This window comes from Brevundimonas sp. FG8 (assembly GCF_057808845.1).
Genome location: NZ_JBMDIU010000009.1, coordinates 45,726 through 67,739, shown reverse-complemented (window position 1 = coordinate 67,739; position 22,014 = coordinate 45,726). Strand labels below are relative to the sequence as shown.

Genomic DNA, 22,014 nt, shown 5'->3' with positions numbered 1-22,014 from the left:
GGCGACTGGCGGACTTTGCCGGTACAGCAAGCCGCCTCCTCCCAGGGTTCCGACTCGCGAAGAGCCGGCAGTTAATCTTAGGACGCGGAAGGCCCTCGGGACAACACCGCGCTTCGGGGTTCGGCCGTTTCGTTCAAGAGAGTTCGGTAGACGCCTTTGGCCGGCGCGCAGTGAACGACACTAAAACGACCGTCAACCGACCGGACCGACAGGTCCGTTGTCTCCTCCCGAAACATGACCGACCCGCCCGGCGCTGCGCCGGCGCCTCGGCGTACGTCCGAAAGAACAATCCGCCATGCCTCATTCCTGGTCCAAGGACCGTGCGCTGAAGCGCATTCAAATTCGCCTCAAGGAGGTCGAGACCGTCGAGATCAAGGACTATGTCCGCAATACCGATCTCTCCTCGCTGCCGGCGACGCGCGCCTATCGTGTCAACGGCGTTCATCTGTATGTCGACATCCTCAATATGGCCGCCCTGCTCGGGACGACCGAGGTCGAGGGCATTACCTGCCACAAGCGGACGCTGCGCTTCCTGAATCTGCACTACCGCGCCGTTCATCGCATTCTTCAGGATATCGACGCCATCGAGGTGGACTTCCATAATCAGCGGCTTCACGCCGTGATCGCGCGGCCCTATGCCGACGAGGCCGCTCGGATCCATAAGGCGATCGCGACCGCCCAACTGATAATCGACGTCCTGGCCGAGACGGGTGAAACGGGCGACGAGATCATTCCGGCCGCCGAGGTGCGCGTCGGCATCGACAGCGGCCTAGCCCTCGCCGTCTGCAACGGCCGGCGCGGTCACAAGGAACCCTTGTTCCTCGGCGTCCCGGCCAATCACGCCGCCAAGCGCGCGTGTGGCGGGACTGAGACGGGGATCTATCTCACCAACACGGCCCGGGCGGTCATCGACCTGGATGACGATGTCGACGAGGACACGACGCCTCTGACCGAGGCGGAAATCGCCGACAGTCAGGACGCGGCGGCGCTGACGGTCACGTCGGCGGACATCGTCAAGGCCTGGAAGAAGGATCTGGAACAGAACCCGATCGGCAAGTTCGCCTTTTCGGGTCACACCCCGCCGTTCGCCCATCTGGATCTTGAACTCCTGTCGCCGGCGTCTTCGCGGCGCAATGACGCGGTTTCGCTCTACGGCGACATCGACGGCTTCACCGACTTCGTGGCGGCCGGTGTCGATGACGATGATGACGCCAGGAACGTGGTTCGCACCCTGCATGTGCTGCGTGGGGAGCTGGACGCCGTCCTCGACAAGGATTTCGGGGGGCGGAAGATCCGTTTTATCGGCGACTGCGTTCATGGCGTCCTCGCGGAAGGCACCGCGCAGACGACCGATGAAGACGAGACGGTGACGGAGGCCACCCGCTGCGCGGGCGCCTTGCGCAGCAGCTTCGCGCTGGCCCTCGAACATCTCGAAGAGGAAGCGGTGCTGGGCGATGACCATGGGCTTGGTCTGGCCGTCGGGTTCGACCTGGGACCGATCGCGCTGACGCGGCTGGGGGTGAAGGGCGCGATGATCCGCTGCGCGGTGGGCCGCGCCGTTCTGGCATCGGAGTCCGAACAACGGCGTTGCGCCGGGGACGAGACCGCGATCGGCGCCGCCGCCTACGACAGCGCTTCGGATGTGGTTCGGGCCGTCTTCGGCGACGACCGGCTGCGCGGCGGACTGGATTACGCCGCCGTCGAAGACGAACTGACGGACGGCGACCAGACGGCAGACAAGGCCGCCGCCGCCAGCGCCGCTCCCGCGGCGGCGGCTACTGTCACGGCTGGGGCGAGCCTGCTGCGGCCGAGCTCGGCGGCGGCCAGCGAGGCCTCCTTCGCGCCGCGCCGTACAGGTCCGTCCAAGCCTGACGGGTTCGCCTGATGCACTGGTATGACCGAGACCCTGGTCGTCTCGCGCTCGAACACGACACGATCTCGGCTCTCGCCGAGGCCGTGTCGTGGCTGCGCATCATCGACCAGATGTTCGACGCCGATGGCCGATATCTCGTCGGGTTCGTCCTGCAGACGCCGAATGGCGTGCGCAGGGCGACCCTGGCCTATCCGCGCGCTTTTCCCCACTCGCCACCGTCGGTGTTTCCGGCGGATCGTGAAGTCTGGTCGGGGCATCAGTACGGCGATGGCGGCGAGCTGTGCCTGGAGTTCGGCGCGGACAACTGGGAACCGGACTTCGGTGGCGTGGAAATGATTCAGAGCACCTGGCACCTCGTGACCGGAGAGGCCCCGACGCCGTCCGAGCCGCGCCCGTCGGTGCCGAGCCGTCATCGGGTGACCGAAGGCCAGCAGATGCGGTTCGAATCCTACCGGGTGGTCGCGACCCAGCCCTTCCAAACCCGACTCGAGGGCTTGCCGCCAGGACAGGCCGTCCAGGTGGAGTTTCTCTGGGTTCAGCGGGACGCCAAGAATCACCTGATCCCCATGCGCCTAACGGATGAGGAAGGGGGCGTTTGGAGGGATCCCAGCCTATCGCCGACACTCGCCGACAACGAAAAGCTCTGGAAGGCGACGGCGATCCGCGCACCCCATGGGGTCGCATTCCCGGCCCGGTTGGCGGACCAAAGCGTGCCCGGCCGGCTTTCTGACCTCGGCTACGTGCGCGCGGGCGAAACCGATGACCTGCACTTCGCGATCGTCGCCTTCGATACCGGTTTGCGCATGTGGTGGATATCGCAAGCCGCGGACAAGGTGTTGGAGGTGGCGGTTGCGACCAGCCGAGGCGGCGCGCGTTTGTCGCCGGCCTATGGCACCTTGGGCGCGAAAAGCGTGGCCATCGTCGGATGCGGTTCGGCCGGGAGCAAGATCGCCCTGATGCTCGCGCGAGCGGGCGTCGGACGTTTTGTCCTCGTGGACGATGACATCCTCCTTCCGGAAAATCTCGTGCGGAACGCCTTGGACGCGTCGGAACTCGGCCAACACAAGGCCCTTGCCCTGAAGCGCCGCATCACCCTGGTCGCGCCTCAGGCCGAGGTCGTGACTCACCTCCAGCGCTTGGGCGGGCAGGAGGCCAGCAGCTCGGCGGACATGATGACATCCGCGATCCAAGCGTGTGACCTGATCATCGATGCTACGGCGGAGGCCGAGGTGTTCAATCTCATCGCCGGGCTTTGCCGTGAGGGCGTGCGGCCGATGATCTGGCTGGAGATTTTCGGCGGCGGGTTCGGCGGCCTCGTCGCCCGGTCGCGGCCGGGGATCGATCCGTCTCCACAGGTCGCGCGCCGCCGTATCGAAGCTTGGTGCGCGGCACAGGGTGAACCTCCTCCGCCTCGCCCGGCTCGGCCGTATGAATCAGGCGCCGAAGAGGCTCCGCTGGTCGCCGACGACGCCGACGTCACCGTTATAGCGGGCCATGCGGCCCGGCTCGCCCTGGATCTGCTGCTGGATGTCCAGCCGTCGGCCTTCGTTCAGTCCGCCTATCTGATCGGATTGGCCGCAGAGTGGATCTTCGACGCGCCTTTTGATACTCGCCCGCTCGACCTCGGATCGCCGGAACCCCCGCCTCAACGCGTCGGGTCTCCAGAAGCTGGCTTCGCGTTGCGTGATCGCCTGACAAGGAGGAGCCATGCCGACGCTGATCGCGCCGCCTGAGCTGGTCCACCGTCTGGGGCAAGCGCTCCGTTCTGCAGGCTGTCTGGAAATCGGCGGGGTTCTGGTTGGCGAACATATGGGACATGGCGTGTTCCGCTTGATGGATCTGTCGATCCAACAGGGCGGTGGCCCGGATCACTTCGTGCGGCGTCCCGAAGCCCATCAAGCCTTTCTGGACGCCTTCTTTGAACGCACCGGCGGTGATTTTCTTCGCTTCAACTATCTCGGCGAGTGGCATTCACACCCCAGTTTCCCTGCGCGACCCAGTCCAGTCGACCGCGAGCGCATGATCGAGATCGTCACGGATTGCATGCCGTTGTCGCCTGACTTCGCCATGCTGTTGGTCTGCCGATTGTCCAGAAGCGGTGCGGTACGAGCGTCGTCCACAGCCTTCCACCGCGATGGCCGGATAACGCCTGTCCATATCAGACGCCACGCTGGGCCGCGGTCTGATGCCCTTTGAACTCGCACTCGGCGGCGCAACGATGTCGCCATTTTTCCGGAAGTCCCATGACCCCCGAAGACGCTAAAGCCCTCGACGCGACAATGACGGCCAGCCTCGCCCGCACCATCGATTTCGTGAAGTTCGGCGAAGCGAAGAACGCGGCGTTGCTGACCTTCGCCTCGGCATGGATTCTGGCTTCAGCCAACGTCGCAATGGGGGAAACCGCCGAGACGGTCGCCCAGGTTCGCTACGCTCTCATGTACGGCGCACCGCTTATCGTCCTTGCCGCGAGCCTGGCGCTTCTCTCTTTCCTTCCGCGCACCGATCTGAAGCGATTGGGAGGGAAGCAGGACCCGGAGTGTCCGCAGAATTATCTGTTCTTCGCCCACCTCGCGGACCTGCCATTGAACAAGGTGTCGCGTCGCATCCGAAAGCGATTCCTGGATCAGGGCGGCGGTGGCGTTCTGAGCCAGCGCTACTTCGACGATCTCGGATGTCAGATCGGCGCCAACGCCAAGGTCGCGAACATGAAGTTCCGGCTGTTTCGCTGGGGCGTTCGAGCTCTGTTGGTCGGACTGGGCGTTTATGTCTTCGGGGCGGCCCGGTTGCTGTTTGGAATCTAGAGCTAAGAGACCACCACGGCGCCAAGTTCAGCCATCCCAGCGCGGGCGTGGAGTCGCTGCGTCCAGAGTCTACCGGAGCTGTTCGTTGACTTCCCATCCGGGCCGATCAATCCGGGCTTCTGCGCCATGGTTTGAAATCTAGGATAACGGAAAAGCTTCGCCGTCCGGCGACGCCTTATCCGCCGCGCGAAAAGTCAACTGCCAATCCCCCCACGGGAAGAAGACGCTGTCGTTCACCATTGACTGACCGGAGTCAGGATACCGGCCAATTCAGCGTGTTGAAGCGCGGCAAAAGGGCGAAGAACGCCTGGGCCGATCCCACATGTGCCAGAAAGGCCGGACGATAGGGCTCAAGCGGCGTGATGTCGTAGAGCCCGCCGTCCGCTTGCTGGAGCGCCGAATGCGCAGACAGCCGGACGGCCTCCTCGCTTGCGGACTCAACCAACCAGCCGTGGACCGGATGGATGTCAGGCGTCTCAGCCGCCCATCGCGCGGCGTTGGCGTGGCAGTCATGGCGCAGCGGACGCGCGCCGTTGCGAAACACTACCTCGCGATAGACGAGCGTTCGAGCTTCCGCCCGACGCGCCCATAGACCGTCGAAATAGGCGGCTTCAGAGGCCTGAATCCACACCGTCATCAGCTTCTCCCACGACGTCGGTCTCCCCGTCGCCCTCCACATCCGCCGCTCCCGTTTGCGGGGGCCTCGAGCTCCGAGACGGCCGTGAGCGCCCTGCTCGCCCGATCAAGGACCGGCTGCATCATCGCCATGAGAATCGCGCTCCGCGTCTCTCCGCCGATCAAAAGGTCCGTCAGCCCGGACGCATCAAGGGCGTTCTCGGCATAGGCGGCCTCGAACTGGACGATCATCGCGAGACGCACCCTCTCCAGACAGGCCGACGCCGTCACGGACAGGCCGTCGGGGCGCGTCAGATCCGGCTCCACCAGAGCCTCCAGGCGGATGCCCGCCGCGCGGAAAGGACTTATGTCCCCTTGCGCGATGAACTCGCGCAGGACGGTGTTGCCGATCGACCAGTAGCGCTGCAGCTGCGCCTCGACGATCCCGGCGAACCGCGTCTCACGCGCGGACGACGACAATGTCGCCACATCCGTCAGCTGGGTTTGCAGAGCCGCGACGGCGAGAGCGACGTCCTTGGCGGCGATTCGTTTCAGGAGCCTGTCGATCGCCTTGACCGCCCGCCCGGAGCGCACGCTTTCCATGAAGCTGGCGTTGAGGTCTTCCGGGCGTTCGACCGGCTCCTTGGTCACGGCTAACCGCTCCGTTCGCCGGTCGGCCGGAGCGGCGGGCGCCAAGGGGTCGATCTCCACCAACGTCGAGGTTTCCGGAACGCCTCCGACCCGACCGAAGACCATCGCGAAGTGCAGGCTGGAGAAGAAGGAGACGCGAGCGTAGGCGAAGCCCTCCCCGTCCACGCCGACCAGGATCCGGTGCGCGAAGGCGAAGGGGCGGGTCTGCGTCGCGGGATCCGGCATCGTTGGGCCGTCCAGATCGGCCGTCGCATCGAAGACCCACCAGACGTGGTCATCGCCGTCGCCCTTGAGCGTCCAGGTTTTGAACTCCGAGACCCCGGGGGCGCGCGCCACGTCCGGATAGAGATGAGCCAGGAAGGTCTGGCCCACGTATCCGACGGCGCGAAAGGCTTCCGGACCGCCAAGGCCGATCGTGCCTCGCGCACCCGACAGCATGAGTGGTCGTGGCGGCGGAGCCTCGCCGTACTCGACGCGCATGCCTCGCGCGCGCTGGGCGACAGCCCAGGCTTGCGCTTCTTCGATGGAGTTGAACTCGATCTGCCCGGCGAACGCTTCACCCGGCGTGTACGGCGTCGAGAACCGGGGCGCCGCAAGCCGGCTGACCGCATTGTTCATGGTCACGGCGAGACCCGTGGCGATATCCGTCATCGCCACTGTCCGGACCCGTTTGGTGTGATCGCTCACGACACCTAGCGGCGCGTTGAAATGTTCGAGCTGGGTAGTCAGCACCTCCGCCAGCGGTCCGTAGGCCTCGTTGTGGTCGTCGCAGTAGATGCCCTTGTCCGTGCGTCGTCCGCCGAGGGCGCCGGGGAAGACGTGTTCACGCGAGCCGGCCTTCTTGTCGCAGATGATGCAGGTTCGGGCGCGGGCCATGAAGGGTCTTTTCGCTTTGGCGTCAGGCCGGAGGCCGCATATGGGATCGCATGCGCCAGAGCCTATTCGGCGGCCGCGAAATAGCCGGGTCCGTCGTGTTCCATCCAGTAGGCGGCGCCCGACGCCGTCAGCCATCCGGCCCACTGGCCAAGAAATTGCTCGAAGGCCGGGACGGAGATCCGCAACAGCCGCAGGTGGTCGCGGTCCCTCTGGCTGACGAAGCTCGCGAACGCCAACATGGTGGTGGCCGCGTTCACCTGCCGGCCGTCGCGGTCGAGATAGGTCACGCCGCCATGCGCCAGGGCGTTGCGAAGGACCGACAGGATGTCGGCCGCGTCCGCCGCCCCGGCGGCGGCGAACGCCGCCTCGGCGCCAAGCGACTCCAGCACCTCAGGAGACCAGTCTGATCCGATCGGAAAGCGCCTGACTTTGGGCGCGTAGGAAAAGGCGTCGGCGAGAAAGAAGGGCGTCGCGTCGAACCGCCGACCCGGCTCAAGCTCGGCCCGGATCCGGGCGTCGAGGTCGGGATCCAGAAGCAGGTCGTTGCCCACCCCTTCGATCTGCCGAACGCCGGGCTGGAAGAGCCGTTCGAACGGCAGGACGATCATCGGCGTGGCCATCGATACGAGGAAGGTGGTCCTTAGGGGACCGCCCCAGTGTGGGTCCGCCGTTAGGGCGTCGACGGAATCGGACAGCCCCTCGATCAGGGCGGCGCAGCGCCTCGGCAGTTCGGCGCTGTAATGGCTCGGTCGGCTCATCGGTCCTCTCCGCACCGGCTTTCGCCTCCACGAGGCGGGCGCGTTGGCGAAGCATCCTCGAGTTCCCATATGCACCCGTCAAGATTGAAGCGACGAATGCCGGCGCCACCTGGACCCGTAACCCGCCGACACCGGACACCGACCGCGCCTTACAGATGATCCTGCTGGCTGCGCACTACGGGCTGCACGCCGGACGGAACCCCTAGCTTCGGTCCCCTCTGCTCGGCCTTTGGCCGTCCCTGTTGGGCCTGCGACTGCTGACGGCGTTAGCGGAGTGCGAACTGGCGGCACCGGGGCTCGGCTTCACCTTGGCGGCCGATCTCGCGCGGGTGCCCTACGGCCAAGCGTCCTTCTAAATGCGGTACCGGTGGGCAGTCAGCTAAGCGAGACGCGAGAGTGGAGCTCCACCGCACATGCCGCTTCCAAGGCTTATGAAACCTCGCATGTCGGATCAGGTGTATTATAGCCTTTAGTATATATTGATCCATTGGCGAATATTGTCTGGAATTTTCAGCCTCATCGTCTTGGGACTCCGCCTTGTCGATCTGACATAATCTCTACGCGTGGCGGTGAGTCACCCAGAGGCTTTTTGAGGTCTGTGGGCTCGAAGCCAAGCGAAACTGGAGAGGAGTCAGCAAATGCGACCGCCGTAAAGATCAACATTTATATGGGCTTAGCCCAAAACAGTTCAAGCCCTGGGAGGACCCAAGGCTTGTTCTGGGGAGCTGGTTGCACCCTATCGTTTCGCGGCGATTAGCAATCATCCCCTCAGACGAGCCCGAAGTCAACGCCGTGTCTTCAGAGAAGAGCGTCGCCTCCGCTTGGCTTGGAGCCAACTTCCACAATCTGAGGAGACCAGAATGGACGAGTTCCATCAAACCTTCCGCACGCCTGCCCTTCGAACGGCCCTCGATGACGCGATCAACCAGGTCGCTTTCGCAAGCGGCGACCCACTGTCGTGGGAGGATCTATCGGCCACGGCCACACTCGTGGTCACGCCGGCGGTCGGTCCAATCCGCACGATCATCACCGGCCGAAGGGGGATCACCACGGGCACCTACGTCAGTCGCAAGGCGGGGCGGGCGTTGCCGTACGAAAGCATGAACGAGCGAGCATTCTTCATGCATTGCGAGGCCGACACGAACGTCGTCGACTATCGCGCTCAGCCCTTCCGCTTCGAGTTCGTCATCGATGGTCGAAAGCGAACCTACATCGTCGACTGTGTCCGGCTCCTGGCCGACGGCGAACTTGAGATCGTCGAGGTTAAGAACGACCATCGAGCGCTCAAGGACCCGGATTACCGCCTGAAGCTTCAGGCGGTTCGCCTGATTTGCGAACGCGTCGGGTGGCGCTTCAGGGTCGTCATGAAGTCGGCCCTGTTCGAGCCGGCGGAAATCTATCAGGCGGTCGTCGACATCCAGTCCTGGGCATTCACGGAGTTCACCTCCGCGGACGTGTTCCGGGTCGTCGATGAGCTCGAACGACAAGGGAAAAAGCCGCTGGGCGAGTTGGCGACCTGCTTGGGCGAACGTCCTCTCGGCACCGCCAAATTGAAAGCCATGGTGGTCGGTCGCCTCGTCCGGTTCGACCTTTCTTCCCCCCTCAACGATGAAACTTCGGTGGAGCTGGTCTGCGGCCAGGCGGAGGTTTTCCAATGAGCGACATCCAACTCAACATCGGCGAGCTATGGGAAATCGGCGGAGAGCGCCACGTCTTTGACCAGCTCATGGGCAATGGCTTTCTCTACTTCCGATCTGAGCGAACCAGCGCGCCTTTCCAGATCCAGTTGGACACTGGCGAGAGCGTCTCGCCGACCCTAGACTGGCTGAAAGCGGAGTTCGGTGCGGGCCGGATTAGGCGGTTGGACCGCCCCGTCGTACGGACTCGCGCACAACAGATCGCGGCCGAGCGGGAGGACGATTTCGATGCCATCCAGGCCCGGGATCCCAAAGCGCTTGTGCGTCAGGTCGTGCTGAGATCGCTCGATCGATTGCCGTTCTATTCCTGCAGCGATCGGGGACTTCGCATGGCGTTGGCCGCAATCTGGGAAGCCAAGCCGCGCTACCTGGCTGGAAAGACCCCGCCTTCCCCGTCGACCGTTCGACGCTGGCTGAAACAACGCGGGGCCGTGGGAGAGCGCGTCCTCAAAGTCATGGTCTCCATGTCCGGACGCGTGCCGCGCAGAAAGCGCCTGCCACCCTCGGTCTTCAGGCGGATGCACGAGGAGGTGATGGGCTACTGGGCTGATCACCGGAAGTCGATCGCCGACGCCCACGATGATCTCTGCGACTATCTAAGCGCTCTCAACAAGCGGCTCCGAGAGCGGTCATCCAACTGGATTGCCGTGCGTGTCCCGTCGAGGGAGACCTTTCGCCAACATGTACGGGCGACCGAGTGCTACGAGACCGTCGCCGCCAAGTACGGAAAGAAGGCCGCCGACACCCGCTTCAAGGCTTGCGGCAGAGGCTTGAAGTCGCACAGGCCACTCCTGCTCGCTGCAATGGACCACACCCTTGCGGACTACTTCGTGGCTATCGACCCCAATGGGTGGCGGCTCCTCGGCCGACCCTGGATCACCGTCTTAATCGATGTCCACTCCCGCTGCATCATTGGCTGGGTTCTGACCTTCGAACCGCCCTCGCTCTACTCCGTGACCGAGTGCATCAAGCGCAGCAATCGTCCGAAACCCTACATGCTCGACCACTTCCCGGATTGCCCGGAGTTGGCCGACATCTTCGGCAAATGCCACGAGATCGTGGTCGATAACGGTTGGGAGTTCACGGGCACATCGTTCGAGAACGCGATGACGGATGTTGGCATTAGCGTCCGATGGGCGCCGGTCCGGTCCCCGACCTACAAAGCAGTCGTCGAGAGGTTCTTCGGAACCCTGAACAAGCTGTTTCACCAGAAACTTCCCGGCGGGACATTTCCGATCCAGCAGCTTCGGGAATGGGGGCTCGATCCACGTCGCGACGCTGTTCTGACGATGGCGCAGGCGGAGCACCTGCTGGCCCAGGCGATTGGTGTATATCACCAAGAGATGCACCGAACTTTGGGCGACACACCCGTAAACGTCTGGGCTCGAGGTGTCCGGGAGCAAGGCGGGGTGCAGGTGATCGGAGATGATCGCCAGCTCGACAAGATGATCGGCGCCCACGTGGAGGGCAACCTCAACCGCTCAGGTATCTCGCTCTTCGGCAATCAGTACCATGATCCCGCGATCACAGGACCGCTGCTGGAAGCGCTCGCTAGCAGGGAGCCGGTTCGTGGTCGCCCTGCAGGGTCGGCGACGGCTCGGGTGACGATCAAGTACAACCCCGCGAACCTCGGCGAAATCCACATTTGGGATGCCAAGCGAGGGATATTTGTGACCCTGCCGGGTGACGATCCCGACTATATGGATGGCCTGTCAAAGTGGCTGCATGAACGCATTCAGGAATGGATGCGTGAGGAAGGCTTGAAGTCGGCCGATGCCCGGCGAGAGCGCCGGCTGGAGCTCCGTCGAAAGGTAGACGCACTCACGCCGCTTAGCGTCCTCACGCGGAACAAGCGCACGCAAGCTCGCCTGTTGGCGTCACCCAAGATCGAGGGGATGGCGGGTGGCCATCTCAATGTCGCCTATGCGCAACCTCGGCACGACGGCATGGCTCCGATCATCCCTACAGCGGCTCTGGCCCCGGAACGCACCGATGGTCATTCGAAGCCCGTGCGGCGGGCCCGCGGCGGTGCGGCGAAGCGGATTCGAGCGGCTCCGCCGCCAACGCAATTGCCAGTTGCGTCTGAATGGATGGAACCTGCCCGAGGTGAAGGTCAGTGGGAGGGCTTCGAATGAACCGCCCGCTGTCTGATCGTAACGAGGAGGCCGCCGAAAAGGTCGCGCGGTTCAAACGACTGTTCTTGCCTTACCCGCCGCATGTGCATCTCCACAGCCGTCTGGATTATCTCCAGCGACTTGGTCGCTGCACCAAGGGACAGCCGCAAATGGGGCTGAGGGTGCTTGGTCCGACCGGATCCGGCAAGAGCGCCGCAGCGATGGCCTACATCGCGTTGGTCGAGGCCAGGACGCCGCCAAGGGCTGACTTTATCCCTATCATCAAAGTCGATCTGGAGCGGGCGATGACGTCGAAAAAACTGATGACGATCATACTCAGTGCCTTTGGCGATCCTCATGCAGGTCACGGTAATGAGTTGATGCTCAAACGCCGTGCATGGGCATGTTTTGAACGCTTTCAAACGGAGCTGCTGATCGTCAATGAAATCCAGCACCTCAACTACCGAAACGGTCCAAAGAACGATGTGACTGATACGCTGAAGGGTATGCTCGACGCAGGTGTGGTCCCCATGGCGTTCGTGGGGACCGAGGACGCGATGGGGCTCTTCAGCCGAAACCTGCAGCTCAACGGACGGCTGCTAGCACCGTGCGATCTGCCTCCGCTGGACTCGCGGAAGGGCGCGGATCGCAAACTATTCTCGCAGTTCGTGCTTAGGCTCGAACAGGCCATCGTCGACCAGATGATACTGCCGCTCCCTTCCAACCTTCACGATGCCGATATCTTGCCTGCCTTGTTCGAGGTGTCGGGCGGAGTGATCGGCAGGGTGTCGCGCTTGTTCCAGGTCGCGGTGGAGGTCGCGATTCTGCGCGGCTCTGAACGCTTGGAGCTGGCTGATATTTCGTGGGCAATCGATCATTGGGCAGTTGAGCAGTCGTTCATCAAACAGAACCCGTTGAAGGGGGTAGTTCATGTCTGATGGCGCGATCCTTCTACCTGAAGCGGCTCTTCCGAGATCGCGTGGCCGCCTACTTTTCCCCGTTATTCCCCGGTCGGGCGAGACCCTACTTAGTTTCGTGGCTCGTGCGGCGTACGACAATCATTTGGGACGACCAGTATCTCTGCTCCTCCAGGCTGGGATAAAGATGGGCCAACACGCAGATTTCCTCAGCCGGCTGGGCGAGAGCTTGGCAGTGCTGGCCGAGGTGCTTTGTGTCGATGCAGAAGATTTGACTGCTTTATGGGGCGCAGAAGAGCTGTCGGGGAGTGGAAAGCGCAGACTGGGGGGCGTCCATTTACGCCCCTACCTCATCTATCAAGCGCGCCGGCGCTTTCTTCCGGGTAGAGCCCACGCCGAGGGAGACAATCGTTTATGGATGGTGCGCCATCTGAACTTTTGTCCCGATACATGGCAGTTGCTCGTGGATCGGTGTCTCTTGGCAGGATGTGGCGCCCCTCTTTCTTGGCCCAAAGTCCGTGCCTTGGATCAATGCCAACAATGCGGAGGGATGCTTTCCGGCGGGAAAAAGCGATTTGTGCGCAAGTCGGATCGCCCGGCTCTCTCTTGGGTCTTGGATCTTTTCAGTGAGGATGTGGAGAGACAGGAGGCGGCTGTCAGGCGGGTTCCTCCGTTCTTCGTCATCAGGTCCGCGACGGATGCATACGAGTTGGCGCTTGCCTTCGCTCACGCTGCCCAACTGCAGCGTCCAGACCGCTCCTCCCGCGAGGATTGGCTTCCTGAGGACCTTGCCGCTGGGGTTCGCCTACTTCTGGATTATCCGCGGTCCATTTGGGATTTGTATCACAACGTTGACCAGCGGAGCGCGCCCGCCCTGCTGGCGGACCTGTCACGCATCGCTAGAGATGGCAGGCGCCCGATCGTGATGGAAAATATCCAACGCCTTACGATGGAGCATCGTCGTTCGCGGATCGACAACGAAACTGCAGGCATAGCGAAGAGCGGATACTTGACACTGACCCAGGCGGGGCGGGTCTTGGGGCTCAGGCGTTCAAAAGTACGGGATCTGGCCACGCTGGGTTACCTCGCCTGTCGAGTCGAAACCGGCGAGGCCAGGCAGTTCTTCCAATTCAATCAGGGTGACGTTCGGGAGCTCCGCCGTACCTTAGGTCTATCGATGAAATCGTGGGAGTTTTTGCGTAGCACGCGACTGCCGCGAATTGCGCTGGAGCAGTTGCTGGCCATGGCTTGGCTGCTGCCATGCAAGGCTCCGGTTGTTCACGAGGCCTACGGCAGCAACGTCCTCGTACGGGCGGTAGCAATGAAGGTCATCAACGGCCTTGAAAAGCTCCCAGTAGTCGAAGCCGACGAGTGCTTCGTATCTCTTCAGGAAGCCTTCCGGGGAATAGGCGGTAGGGAGAAGCCTTGGGGCGCCGTCCTTACGCACGGACTGCAGAGAACCTTTCCCGGAGGCCTGAAATGGTTGCGGGGGTCTATGCCGCAGCGACTTGCTATCGATAAAACGGTGGCGAGGGCGCTCGTGATGGGCGGCCCGGACTACAGGTCACCTTTTGCATTCCATCGGGAACAATGCGGAGGTGCGCTTCGGGATTGGCTGGAGCCAAACGAGGTCGAAAGCTATCTGAACTGTACCGCTCAGGATGTCTGGTGGCTCCAATATCGAGCTCTTCTCCAACCGATCATAGGTTCGGAAAGGACCCGATATGATCGAGGCGTGATAGAAGCCCTTGGTCGCCGTTTCATCACGACGCGTGAAGTCGGCGCGCGCCTTGGGATCAGACCAATCGACGTGAGGCAGTTTCTCGAGGCCTACCCGGAAGTGCATTCGGTAGGACAGGGATTTCACGAGCGAGATGCTCTTGAGCCCATCCTGTGCGCCGAGGCCCCCGATAGGGCTTGGTGGGATTTCCCGCTGGGCCCGATGTAATGACCGCGGGCTCCAACCCTAGAGGTTTTGGGATCAAACACGGGGCACCTGCCGCATGACCGACATAGCTGGGGTCGGGCGCTTTGAGAAACTCCAGGCGGCGGCGAAGGAACTGAGGGAAGACCTGCGGAAGCGGGGCGTTATAGCCATCCACGTCTTCGGCTCAGTTGCACGAGGCGAAGACGGGCCGGATTCTGACATCGATCTCGCCGTCGAAATCTCGCCCGGTCACGAAGAATTCGATGCTTGGGATCTGGGCTGGGTGTCGGTGAGCTTTCAAGAGCTTTTGGATTGCAAGGTCGATGTTCTCCTGCTGTCAGGCATTTCGGAGAACCTAAGGCAGCGAATTACCCCCGATCTGCGACGGTTGCTCTGAGGCGAAAAGCTAGCAGTATCGCAGCTTCCGCCATGAAGTGCTTCGCCCCCGACTATTCGGCTGCCCAGTGGATCGTCAGCTCGATTTCGCGGCCGATATAAGCCCGATGAGCGCCTTCCACCGACATTCGGTAGAGCGCAGAGGCGCGCACTGCGGCTTGGCCATAGCGATAACCGGGCGGTGTCTCTGACAAAGCCTCACAGCTACCCAAGGTGCCATCCTCAAGCACTTGGCATTTGACCATGGCCCATCCTTCTCGGGACCGAGGCGCGGAGCGGGGGCGAAGCCGCTGGAGATCTGCCGGTGTCGGTTGGTCCAGCCAGAGCGGGGACGCGGGCAACACAGGCGTGACAACCGGCGGAGGGACCACAGGCGCTGGCGATGGTGCCGGAACGGCCAAAGCCCCGAGCGAGGGCGTGGCGCCGGTGACGTCCAGAGCGTCCAGGGTTTCGAGGTCAAGATAGCCGGTCACCCGAAGACCGCGCGCAGCCTGGAAACGCCGCAAAGCGGACTGGGTGTTCGGACCGAGTTGTCCATCAACGCCGCGGGTATCGTACCCTCGAATAGTCAGCGCACTTTGCACGCGGCGGACGATGTCTCGGATTTCTGTCTGGGTGAAGGCGCGGCTTCCGACGGAGTCGCTCGGCGCTGAGTTGGAAGGCGAGACGAAGGGGCGGACCGGCTGTGGCGCCGGAGCTGGCGAAGGCGAGGAGCGAACCGGGGGCGGAGGCGGGGTGTAGATCCTCGGCGCGGGGGCTGCCCGCGGCGCTCGATATCCGCCGCTTCCTGAGTAATGAGACCGGTGCGAGCTGTGGCTGCGATGGCTGGAGTGGCTGCGGTGTTGGGCCAGCTGAAGAAGCCGGTCCTTCTGAGCAGGGTCGCGCCAGTACGCTACGGTCCGGCTGGCCTCGGCAGGGTCTTTGTCGAAACCCGGATCGGCGGGCGTACCGACGAGCGCGGGTTCGCCGGCGGCGAAGGGATTGGCGCTCCCGAGGAGCAACGAAAGGACCGTAGACCAGCTCATGCGACCGCCTCCAAGGCTTTGAGGGGATGGATGGCGCGGCTGCGCCAGGCAGGCCCAGCAGAAGCAAAAAAGCCGCTGCATGAGGCCGTCAACTCGCACCCGTCACATTCGGGAACGAACATGTTTTTCCAGTCAGAGATCGACTGACGCGCGTAGGGCCAGAGGGTGTCAGGCAGAACGCAGAGAGGAAGGTTGTAAATCGATACCGGCAGGCCCCGATGCGCGAGATGGAATACGGCTTCGGCGAGGGGCTCAACGTAGTCGACCGGGTCTATCCAGAGCCGGTCTCGGTTCATCTTCGCGAACCCCATCGGCTCCAGGCCCATCAGCGCCACATGACTGACGAACGGGAGGCGACGGTAAATGAAGGACGCCAATTCCGGCAGACGGTCTACGGTCATGCGATGGAGCACGACCCGTATCTCTACCTGAGCGCCGAGGCGTCCGAGTTCGTAAAGCCCTTGGAGGGTCTCGTCGAAGGCGCCTTCGGCATCCACCACAACGTCGTGGAGCTGGGCATGATCGGCATACAGCGGGACCGCCCAGGTCGTTCGGTCCCGGTGCCGGCCTGCGAGTCCGCGCGCGAGGGACGGGTCACAGAAGGCCCGACCATTCGTCAGAATGTGCAAGGACGTTTCGGGAAGGGATGATGAACAGGCATCGATCAGCAATCCAAGGTCGGCCCCGAGCAGGGTCGGCTCTCCGCCGCTGACGCCGAGCTGAACCTCGTCGGGATCGACGAGCGGAATAAGCGCCAGGAGTTCGTCTATCCGCCAGCTGTCATCCTCGTCGCGGGGCGGCTGCGAGCACATCAGACAGCGGCTGTTGCATCGTTCGGTCACGAACAGGGTGTTGGCGCCTGAACCTCGCCGATAAAGCACCGAGACCATCGATGATTCAGGTCGCAGTCGGACCACGTCCCCGGGCTGGATGACCCGGACGTCGCGGGCGGCGCTGATGGAAATGCCGTCGGCGTGGAGAAGGGGGCGTTCCGAGACCACGCCCGCAAACCCATCCAGCACGCACTCCCAAACGAGGATAGTCGCCGCAGGCAAGGCGGAGGCGGCCGCTTCTTCCCGGGTGAGCACCTTGTACAAGCCGACGGCTTCGACGCCGGTCACGGTCGCATGGGTGTGGAGCGGCAAACTCATCTATCGACGTGCCCTGGTCGCACGATGCCCTCACGGGGCTTGCGGAACGCCCATGCTGTGAAGGTTGAGAGGGTGTCTTGGTCAGCATCCGCCAGCCGATTGAACAGCAAGGTGAAGAGCGACTTGTGTTTGAGGCAGAAGTCGCTCGTCGCCCGATCTCCGATCGGATCTCCCTGGACAGTGGCGTGATAAACCGGGTCAGCGCCGCAGAACGGGACGAATGCGCAGGTCGAACAGCCGGGAAGGACCTCGGCGACGGAGCCGGCCGCCAGCCACCGCATCGCAGGTGAGCTCATGAGTTCGGAGAAAGGTCTGCTGACGTGCCCCATCGAGAAGCGCGTGTCGCCGGTTTCGGCCGCCATGCGGGCCTCATCAGCCGGATAGACCTGGCCATCGTAGTTGTAGACCAGCACGCCCAACCCTGCTCCGGCCGGGGAACGCAGATCGACGTAGCCGGAATGGAAGGGCGTCAGGATGTGGCGAAGCAAGATCGAGGCGTAGGTTTCCTCGAACGGCTCCCCGCCAGCGTTCAGCTCCAGAATGTAATCCAGCGCCTGTTCGTAGAAGGTCAGGAACTCGCCCATCTCATAACCGATCGCCCGACGCGTTTTCCGGGCAAACCCGTAGGGGCTGATGGGCCGCAGAAAAATCGACGGGAAACCGAGGTCTCGATAGTGGTCGATCAGCCGCCGTGGGTCTGCGAGAGCCCGCCTCGTCAGGGTTGGCAGCGCACTGACAGCGTCCTCTCCCATGATCGCCTGGGCTCGGCGCAGCGCCGCTATCGTTCGGGCCCAACTGTCACGCGTCGGATTGGGGCGATGGCCGTCATGCAGGTCGGCCGGGCCGTCGATTGACGTCGACAAGCGGATATTGTGGTCCCGGCAGAATTCCAGGTCCGCGTCTGTCAGATGGTGCAGCGTCGACACCATCGAGAACGTCAGTCGCTTCTGCGCCTCGCTGTTCCGAGCCAAGGCGAGTCCGACAATCTCCCGCACCAAGTCGAACCGGAGCGCCGGCTCCCCACCTTGAAATTCGATGGTCAGATTGTCCGATGGCGACTCAAACACTCGCTCCACCGCGTCGGCCGCATCGCGGGGCGACATATCGAACCCCTGCGCGTTCACGGCAGCCCGGGACACTTGGCAGTATTGGCAGCTGTGGTCGCAGCGCAGGGTAACCACGAAGATGTGCAGGGATGGCCCCTCCAGAGCGAACGCCTTGCGTGTGGAGTAAGCGGCCTTTTCGAGATCATGACGCTGGCCGGGTGGCCGGTCGTCCAGCAGGCTGCGCGCCTCAAGATCGCGGTAGCGGGGATGGGTGTTATCCAGACGACCGGCGAGGGCCGATGCATGGGTCGGACGGTCGAGCACGGCGTAGTCGCCGAGGTCGTTGCTGAGCAGGACGCGGTTGCCTGCCGGATCGAGATCAGTAGATCGTCGCAATGAGCCCCCTCCCGCAACGGTTGAGAGCAAAGACCTTTTCATCTCGACATGCAAGTGAACTGGAGCAAAGCGCGGTCGCCGCGTCCTGCGGAGGTCACGTCACACCCAACTGTTTGCGTAGCCCTGCCTGCTCGCTCTAGCCCCGATTGCTGGGCGGTGTTCGAATAGCCGTCGGCCGGAGAGAGCGACCCATACGCTCAATCTCCAGCCTCCGGCCTCGGCGGGCCAGATGTCGGCCAGCCTGGCGGGCTCCGAACGGGATCGCCGTCATCCCCGCCGCCGCCCTTGATCCGCCTCACACGACGGCTTCTCCGACGGTCCCGGCGCTCAATGGGTCCCGGTCCCCATACTCTCTTGGTCAGGCTGCCTGAGCCGTCTGGTCGAGCGACGCGGCTGCGACGACAGACCTGAAGGTCTGCAGCATCTCGGGATGGGCGTCGGCCAGATAGGCTTCGATCGCGGGCCGGCCGAGGATGCGTTCCAGGAAACCCGCGGCGATCACCAGCACGAGGGTGTCGTCACCGAAGGACGTCTCCAGCTCTCTGTAGTCGTGGGAAACCGCCGCGAGCTCTCGCTCCAGCTTCTCGATCTGCTCGCCGTTGAGACCCGCTTTCACCTTGGACTCGGGCTTCACCAGATCGGCAGGCTTGGTCGTCATCAGCAGCGCCCGGGCATAGCTGGCGCTGTAGTTGTTCGCAGAGACCATGAGCTCCGCGACCTCCAACTGCCGGATCGGCTTCATCTGGCGCAGCTTCTGGAAGGCATGGATGCCGACAGGCTTGTCCTTCAGGAGTTCGGAGACGTCGTCGTTGATGCCGTTGAGCAGGTGTCTCCTGCGTCGGATCGCGGCGATGTCCGCATTCAGGGCTTTGGCCAGCTTGTCCTCAGAAACCCCGCGCTCAAGGGCGCGGACGATCATGTAGTGCTCCTGGATGGTGGCCAGCCGGTTGACGCGCTTGTTGTAAGTGAACCCCTCGTCGTCAGAAGACACCAGACAGCGCGCGGTCTCCACGCCTTGGTCCTTCAGAATGCTCAGGCGAACATGCCCGTCCAAAAGTGGGTAGGCGTCGCCCACTTTCATCGGGCCGATCACCAGTGGTTCGACCAGACCAACCTCCGCCAAGGAGGCCGCGATGCGCTTGTACTTGGCTGACTCGATCACCGATGCCGAGAGCATCTTTGACGGCAGGATTTGATCGAGCCCGAGAAGCCGGATCGTCGGCTCGAAGGCGACTTTCACCTGGCCCATTCTACGTCTCCGGCCCTATCCGGGCGGCGAGCGCAGTCGGCAGGTTGTGGATGCCCTCGGCCTTCATCAGGAGGGCGAAACGGTCATCGGTGAGCAGGTGCCTAAAGGCATTCACAACGAAACTGAGACGCGATTGGGTTATGGAGGCACGCCTGACAAACGACCTTTGGCGTTCGGTTTCACGCTGCAGCGACCGGATCAGATTATCGGGCGTCGCAGGCCTCTGTATGCGTCCCGGCCAATGTCGAGCGTGGTGGATGCCCTTACCGCTGCTGTTCCGCTGCTCGATAATTGTCCGGATTGCGAGGACCTGATTGCCCGGGATCGATTTCTCTTCGTAGGCTTGAGCGAGGGCTTGCTGCACATCGCCGTCTTTCGCCCGGGCGATCTCCATGGCGATGGTGTGAGGGATTACACCACGCTCCACGGCCGAAATGAGCTTCTCCTCACCGTTCTCCAGCAAGTAGCAGATGGCGCTGACGTACTCCTGGCTGAAGTCGACCTTCGCCGCGACTTCGTTGATGGTGTAGCCCCGCTCTCGAAGCGCGCCGATCGCCCGCACAAGTTCGAGAGGCGTGTGCTGCCGACGAGCTAGGTTTTCCACGAGGCTCATGACGAAGCACTCGTCCTCGGACGCGTCGATAACTACAGCCGGAATGTTCTCTTGCCCGAGCGCGATGAAGGCCTCCAAGCGTCCTTGCCCGCAGGCGAGATCGTAGCGGGCGCGGCCTGGCCGCTGGCTGACCGTGATCGGCTTCTTCAGGCCGAGGCGCTCGATGCTGGTGACCAGCTCCTGGAACACTCGCTTGTTGCGGGCTCGCGGGTTGAGGACGGTGATCGAGTTCACCGGGATCATTCTGATTTCAGGAACGTCGGTCATGCTGCGGCGAGCTCCGTGCGTCGGGCGAGGTCGTAGAAGGCATCCAAGGTGTCGAACCTGAAGGTATCGAGCAGGACGCCGTTTTCCGGTGCCAGGCGGAGGCTGGGGTCTGCGCCGTACTCGAGCCACGGGAGGAGGTAGTAGTCCCGGATGTCGGTGTTTCCGGGCTGCATGCGTACTGCGATCGTGATGTCTGGGCGCAAGCCTTGGTCGAGCCGGATCTTCCACCTCAGTCCGCCCGCTGGCGTTTCCTGACAGCGTGCGATCACGATCGACGCGGTGAACTCGTCGTTGATGGTGACGAGCCCGTCTTCTTCCGACACCACGACATCCTTGATGTCGCTGAAGCCGACCAGAACGCCTGCCATGATGTCCGGGTGCATCGCCCGGATCGCGCGGTTCGCCTCGATGTAGCGGTAGTCCCGGCCGGGCGAATATCCGATCAGCTGATAGGCTTGCAGCAGGCTGCCGAACCGATGCCGGTAGACCGAGCTCGATGGCATGTCCTCGAACTCGTCGATGATCACCCCGGACAGCGCGCCTTTGCTCTGAAGGACCTGGGCCAGTTTGGCCAGCAGCTCATCGTCCGTGAAGCGAGCGGACCTCGCCCGGATGATCCGCTGGGCGGCTTCGAAGAAGTCGGCCTCGACGATCCCGGGAAAGGCGCTGTTCTTGCGAACCCACATGTCCGGGGTGTTGGTCACGCGCTTCGTCTTCAGCTTAAAAGAGGAGCGGTTGAAGACGTTGTTGCCGATGTATTTCTCGTTGGTGAGAACTTGATGGACGGTCGCCCGCGTCCACGGCTGACCGCGATCAGTCACCAAGCCTTCGGCATTCAGCTGCGCCGCGATCTCCGTCTCTGATCGCTGTTGAAGCACGAAGAGGCGATAGAGGCGCCGGACGACTTCCACCTCTTCGGGAGGGCCGGGTGTCAGGACGACGCGGTCTGTCTGGAAACTCTTATGCTCCCCGCGAGACAGGATCGCCTTAGGCACGCCGTGCTCGTCCACCAACTGGCGACGTAGGCCATATCCGGCAGGTCCGCCTTGACGGTATCCGAGGGTAATCAGGCGGCACTGGCCAGCGAAGACCTTGGCGGAAAGCTCGCGACTGTACTCGCCAGCCATCGCGCGCTTCATGCTCTTGATGACGGTCGCGCTCAGGCTGCCGTCGTTCTCGAACTGCTCCGCGCAGTAGTGGACCGCAATGCCGGCCTCGCGGCAGATGAACTCGTAGTAGGCGCTCTCATCGGAGTCCTGGAACCGCCCCCAGCGGCTGATGTCGTAGACGAGGATGGCCTCGAAGTCCGCCGCCCCGTCCTTCACGTCCGCGATCAGCTTTTGAAGTCCCGCCCTGCCATCCAACCGCAGGCCGCTTTTGCCGGCGTCCTCGTAGGTCCTGACAATCTCGAAGCCGCGGCGCGCGGCATAAGCGGCTATCGCTTCGGCCTGGTTCTCTGTCGAGTATTTCTGGTGCTCGGTGGACATGCGCACGTACTGCGCAGCGCGCATGACGCGCTTCTTTTCGCCTTCGTGCTGAACGCGTCCTCGGTCCATATCGCACGCCAACTATCCGCACAGTCACGATGCGGTCAGCCAACGGGCGTAAGGACGGTGGCGGTGAAAGTCTTTTCCGAAGTTGG

General features: G+C 63.0%; 18 protein-coding genes. 9 read left to right on the top strand and 9 right to left on the bottom strand.

The genetic code is table 11. The features are described from left to right. Positions 1-295: 295 nt before the first annotated feature. From ACODRV_RS14005 to ACODRV_RS13990, 4 genes are read left to right on the top strand one after another with little or no spacing between them, the layout of a single operon-like run. Positions 296-1,885 (top strand): transcriptional regulator, encoded by a 1,590-nt coding sequence (locus tag ACODRV_RS14005; RefSeq protein WP_488908724.1) that lies wholly within the window; start codon positions 296-298, stop codon positions 1,883-1,885. Beyond that, the gene (locus ACODRV_RS14000; protein WP_488908723.1) at positions 1,885-3,606 is read left to right on the top strand and encodes a ThiF family adenylyltransferase; all 1,722 of its coding nucleotides are present in this window, start codon (positions 1,885-1,887) and stop codon (positions 3,604-3,606) included. Before ACODRV_RS14005 ends, ACODRV_RS14000 begins: the two co-directional genes overlap by 1 nt. Then, entirely contained in the window at positions 3,581-4,069 is a 489-nt protein-coding gene (locus ACODRV_RS13995; protein ID WP_488908722.1) for a M67 family metallopeptidase, read from the top strand. Before ACODRV_RS14000 ends, ACODRV_RS13995 begins: the two co-directional genes overlap by 26 nt. Positions 4,070-4,116: 47 nt before the next feature. Beyond that, the gene (locus ACODRV_RS13990; protein ID WP_488908721.1) at positions 4,117-4,674 is read left to right on the top strand and encodes a Pycsar system effector family protein; all 558 of its coding nucleotides are present in this window, start codon (positions 4,117-4,119) and stop codon (positions 4,672-4,674) included. Positions 4,675-4,927: 253 nt separating this feature from the next. Here ACODRV_RS13990 and ACODRV_RS13985 read toward each other — a convergent pair whose 3' ends face one another. The 3 genes from ACODRV_RS13985 to ACODRV_RS13975 all read right to left on the bottom strand — a co-directional run bounded on the left by ACODRV_RS13985 (position 4,928) and on the right by ACODRV_RS13975 (position 7,574). Further along, complete coding sequence (locus tag ACODRV_RS13985) at positions 4,928-5,311, bottom strand: hypothetical protein (RefSeq protein ID WP_488908720.1); 384 nt, start codon at positions 5,309-5,311, stop codon at positions 4,928-4,930. After that, positions 5,311-6,816: a hypothetical protein gene (locus ACODRV_RS13980; protein ID WP_488908719.1), complete on the bottom strand. Its 1,506-nt coding sequence runs from the start codon at positions 6,814-6,816 to the stop codon at positions 5,311-5,313. The genes ACODRV_RS13985 and ACODRV_RS13980 overlap by 1 nt, the downstream gene beginning before the upstream one ends. 62 nt (positions 6,817-6,878) lie before the next feature. Further along, positions 6,879-7,574: a hypothetical protein gene (locus ACODRV_RS13975; protein ID WP_488908718.1), complete on the bottom strand. Its 696-nt coding sequence runs from the start codon at positions 7,572-7,574 to the stop codon at positions 6,879-6,881. 860 nt (positions 7,575-8,434) lie between these two features. On the opposite strand from ACODRV_RS13975, the gene ACODRV_RS13970 reads away from it, so the two are divergent. The 5 genes from ACODRV_RS13970 to ACODRV_RS13950 all read left to right on the top strand — a co-directional run bounded on the left by ACODRV_RS13970 (position 8,435) and on the right by ACODRV_RS13950 (position 14,626). Next, the gene (locus tag ACODRV_RS13970; protein WP_488908717.1) at positions 8,435-9,232 is read left to right on the top strand and encodes a TnsA endonuclease N-terminal domain-containing protein; all 798 of its coding nucleotides are present in this window, start codon (positions 8,435-8,437) and stop codon (positions 9,230-9,232) included. Continuing rightward, positions 9,229-11,406: a Mu transposase C-terminal domain-containing protein gene (locus ACODRV_RS13965; protein ID WP_488908716.1), complete on the top strand. Its 2,178-nt coding sequence runs from the start codon at positions 9,229-9,231 to the stop codon at positions 11,404-11,406. Before ACODRV_RS13970 ends, ACODRV_RS13965 begins: the two co-directional genes overlap by 4 nt. Then, positions 11,403-12,323, top strand: a complete 921-nt coding sequence (locus ACODRV_RS13960) for a TniB family NTP-binding protein (RefSeq protein ID WP_488908715.1) — start codon at positions 11,403-11,405, stop codon at positions 12,321-12,323. Before ACODRV_RS13965 ends, ACODRV_RS13960 begins: the two co-directional genes overlap by 4 nt. 166 nt (positions 12,324-12,489) lie before the next feature. Then, a complete protein-coding gene (locus ACODRV_RS13955; protein WP_488908714.1) occupies positions 12,490-14,250 on the top strand; it encodes a hypothetical protein in 1,761 nt (586 codons plus the stop codon). 55 nt (positions 14,251-14,305) lie between these two features. Next, positions 14,306-14,626 carry a nucleotidyltransferase family protein gene (locus ACODRV_RS13950; protein ID WP_488908713.1) on the top strand — a complete coding sequence of 107 codons (321 nt, stop codon included), beginning with the start codon at positions 14,306-14,308 and terminating at the stop codon, positions 14,624-14,626. Positions 14,627-14,678: 52 nt separating this feature from the next. Here the strand turns inward: ACODRV_RS13950 and hxsA are convergent, their stop codons facing one another. The 6 genes from hxsA to ACODRV_RS13920 form a co-directional block, all read right to left on the bottom strand. After that, complete coding sequence (gene hxsA / locus ACODRV_RS13945; RefSeq protein ID WP_488908712.1) at positions 14,679-15,650, bottom strand: His-Xaa-Ser repeat protein HxsA; 972 nt, start codon at positions 15,648-15,650, stop codon at positions 14,679-14,681. Continuing rightward, entirely contained in the window at positions 15,647-16,801 is a 1,155-nt protein-coding gene (hxsC, locus tag ACODRV_RS13940; RefSeq protein ID WP_488908711.1) for a His-Xaa-Ser system radical SAM maturase HxsC, read from the bottom strand. The genes hxsA and hxsC overlap by 4 nt, the downstream gene beginning before the upstream one ends. Then, complete coding sequence (gene hxsB / locus ACODRV_RS13935; RefSeq protein ID WP_488908710.1) at positions 16,798-18,243, bottom strand: His-Xaa-Ser system radical SAM maturase HxsB; 1,446 nt, start codon at positions 18,241-18,243, stop codon at positions 16,798-16,800. The genes hxsC and hxsB overlap by 4 nt, the downstream gene beginning before the upstream one ends. 358 nt (positions 18,244-18,601) lie before the next feature. Beyond that, a complete protein-coding gene (locus ACODRV_RS13930) occupies positions 18,602-19,492 on the bottom strand; it encodes a plasmid partitioning protein RepB C-terminal domain-containing protein (protein WP_488908709.1) in 891 nt (296 codons plus the stop codon). Between the two features lies 1 nt (position 19,493). Then, positions 19,494-20,372 carry a plasmid partitioning protein RepB C-terminal domain-containing protein gene (locus ACODRV_RS13925; protein WP_488908708.1) on the bottom strand — a complete coding sequence of 293 codons (879 nt, stop codon included), beginning with the start codon at positions 20,370-20,372 and terminating at the stop codon, positions 19,494-19,496. Next, positions 20,369-21,883 (bottom strand): recombinase family protein, encoded by a 1,515-nt coding sequence (locus tag ACODRV_RS13920; protein WP_488908707.1) that lies wholly within the window; start codon positions 21,881-21,883, stop codon positions 20,369-20,371. Before ACODRV_RS13920 ends, ACODRV_RS13925 begins: the two co-directional genes overlap by 4 nt. Positions 21,884-22,014 lie beyond the last annotated feature (131 nt).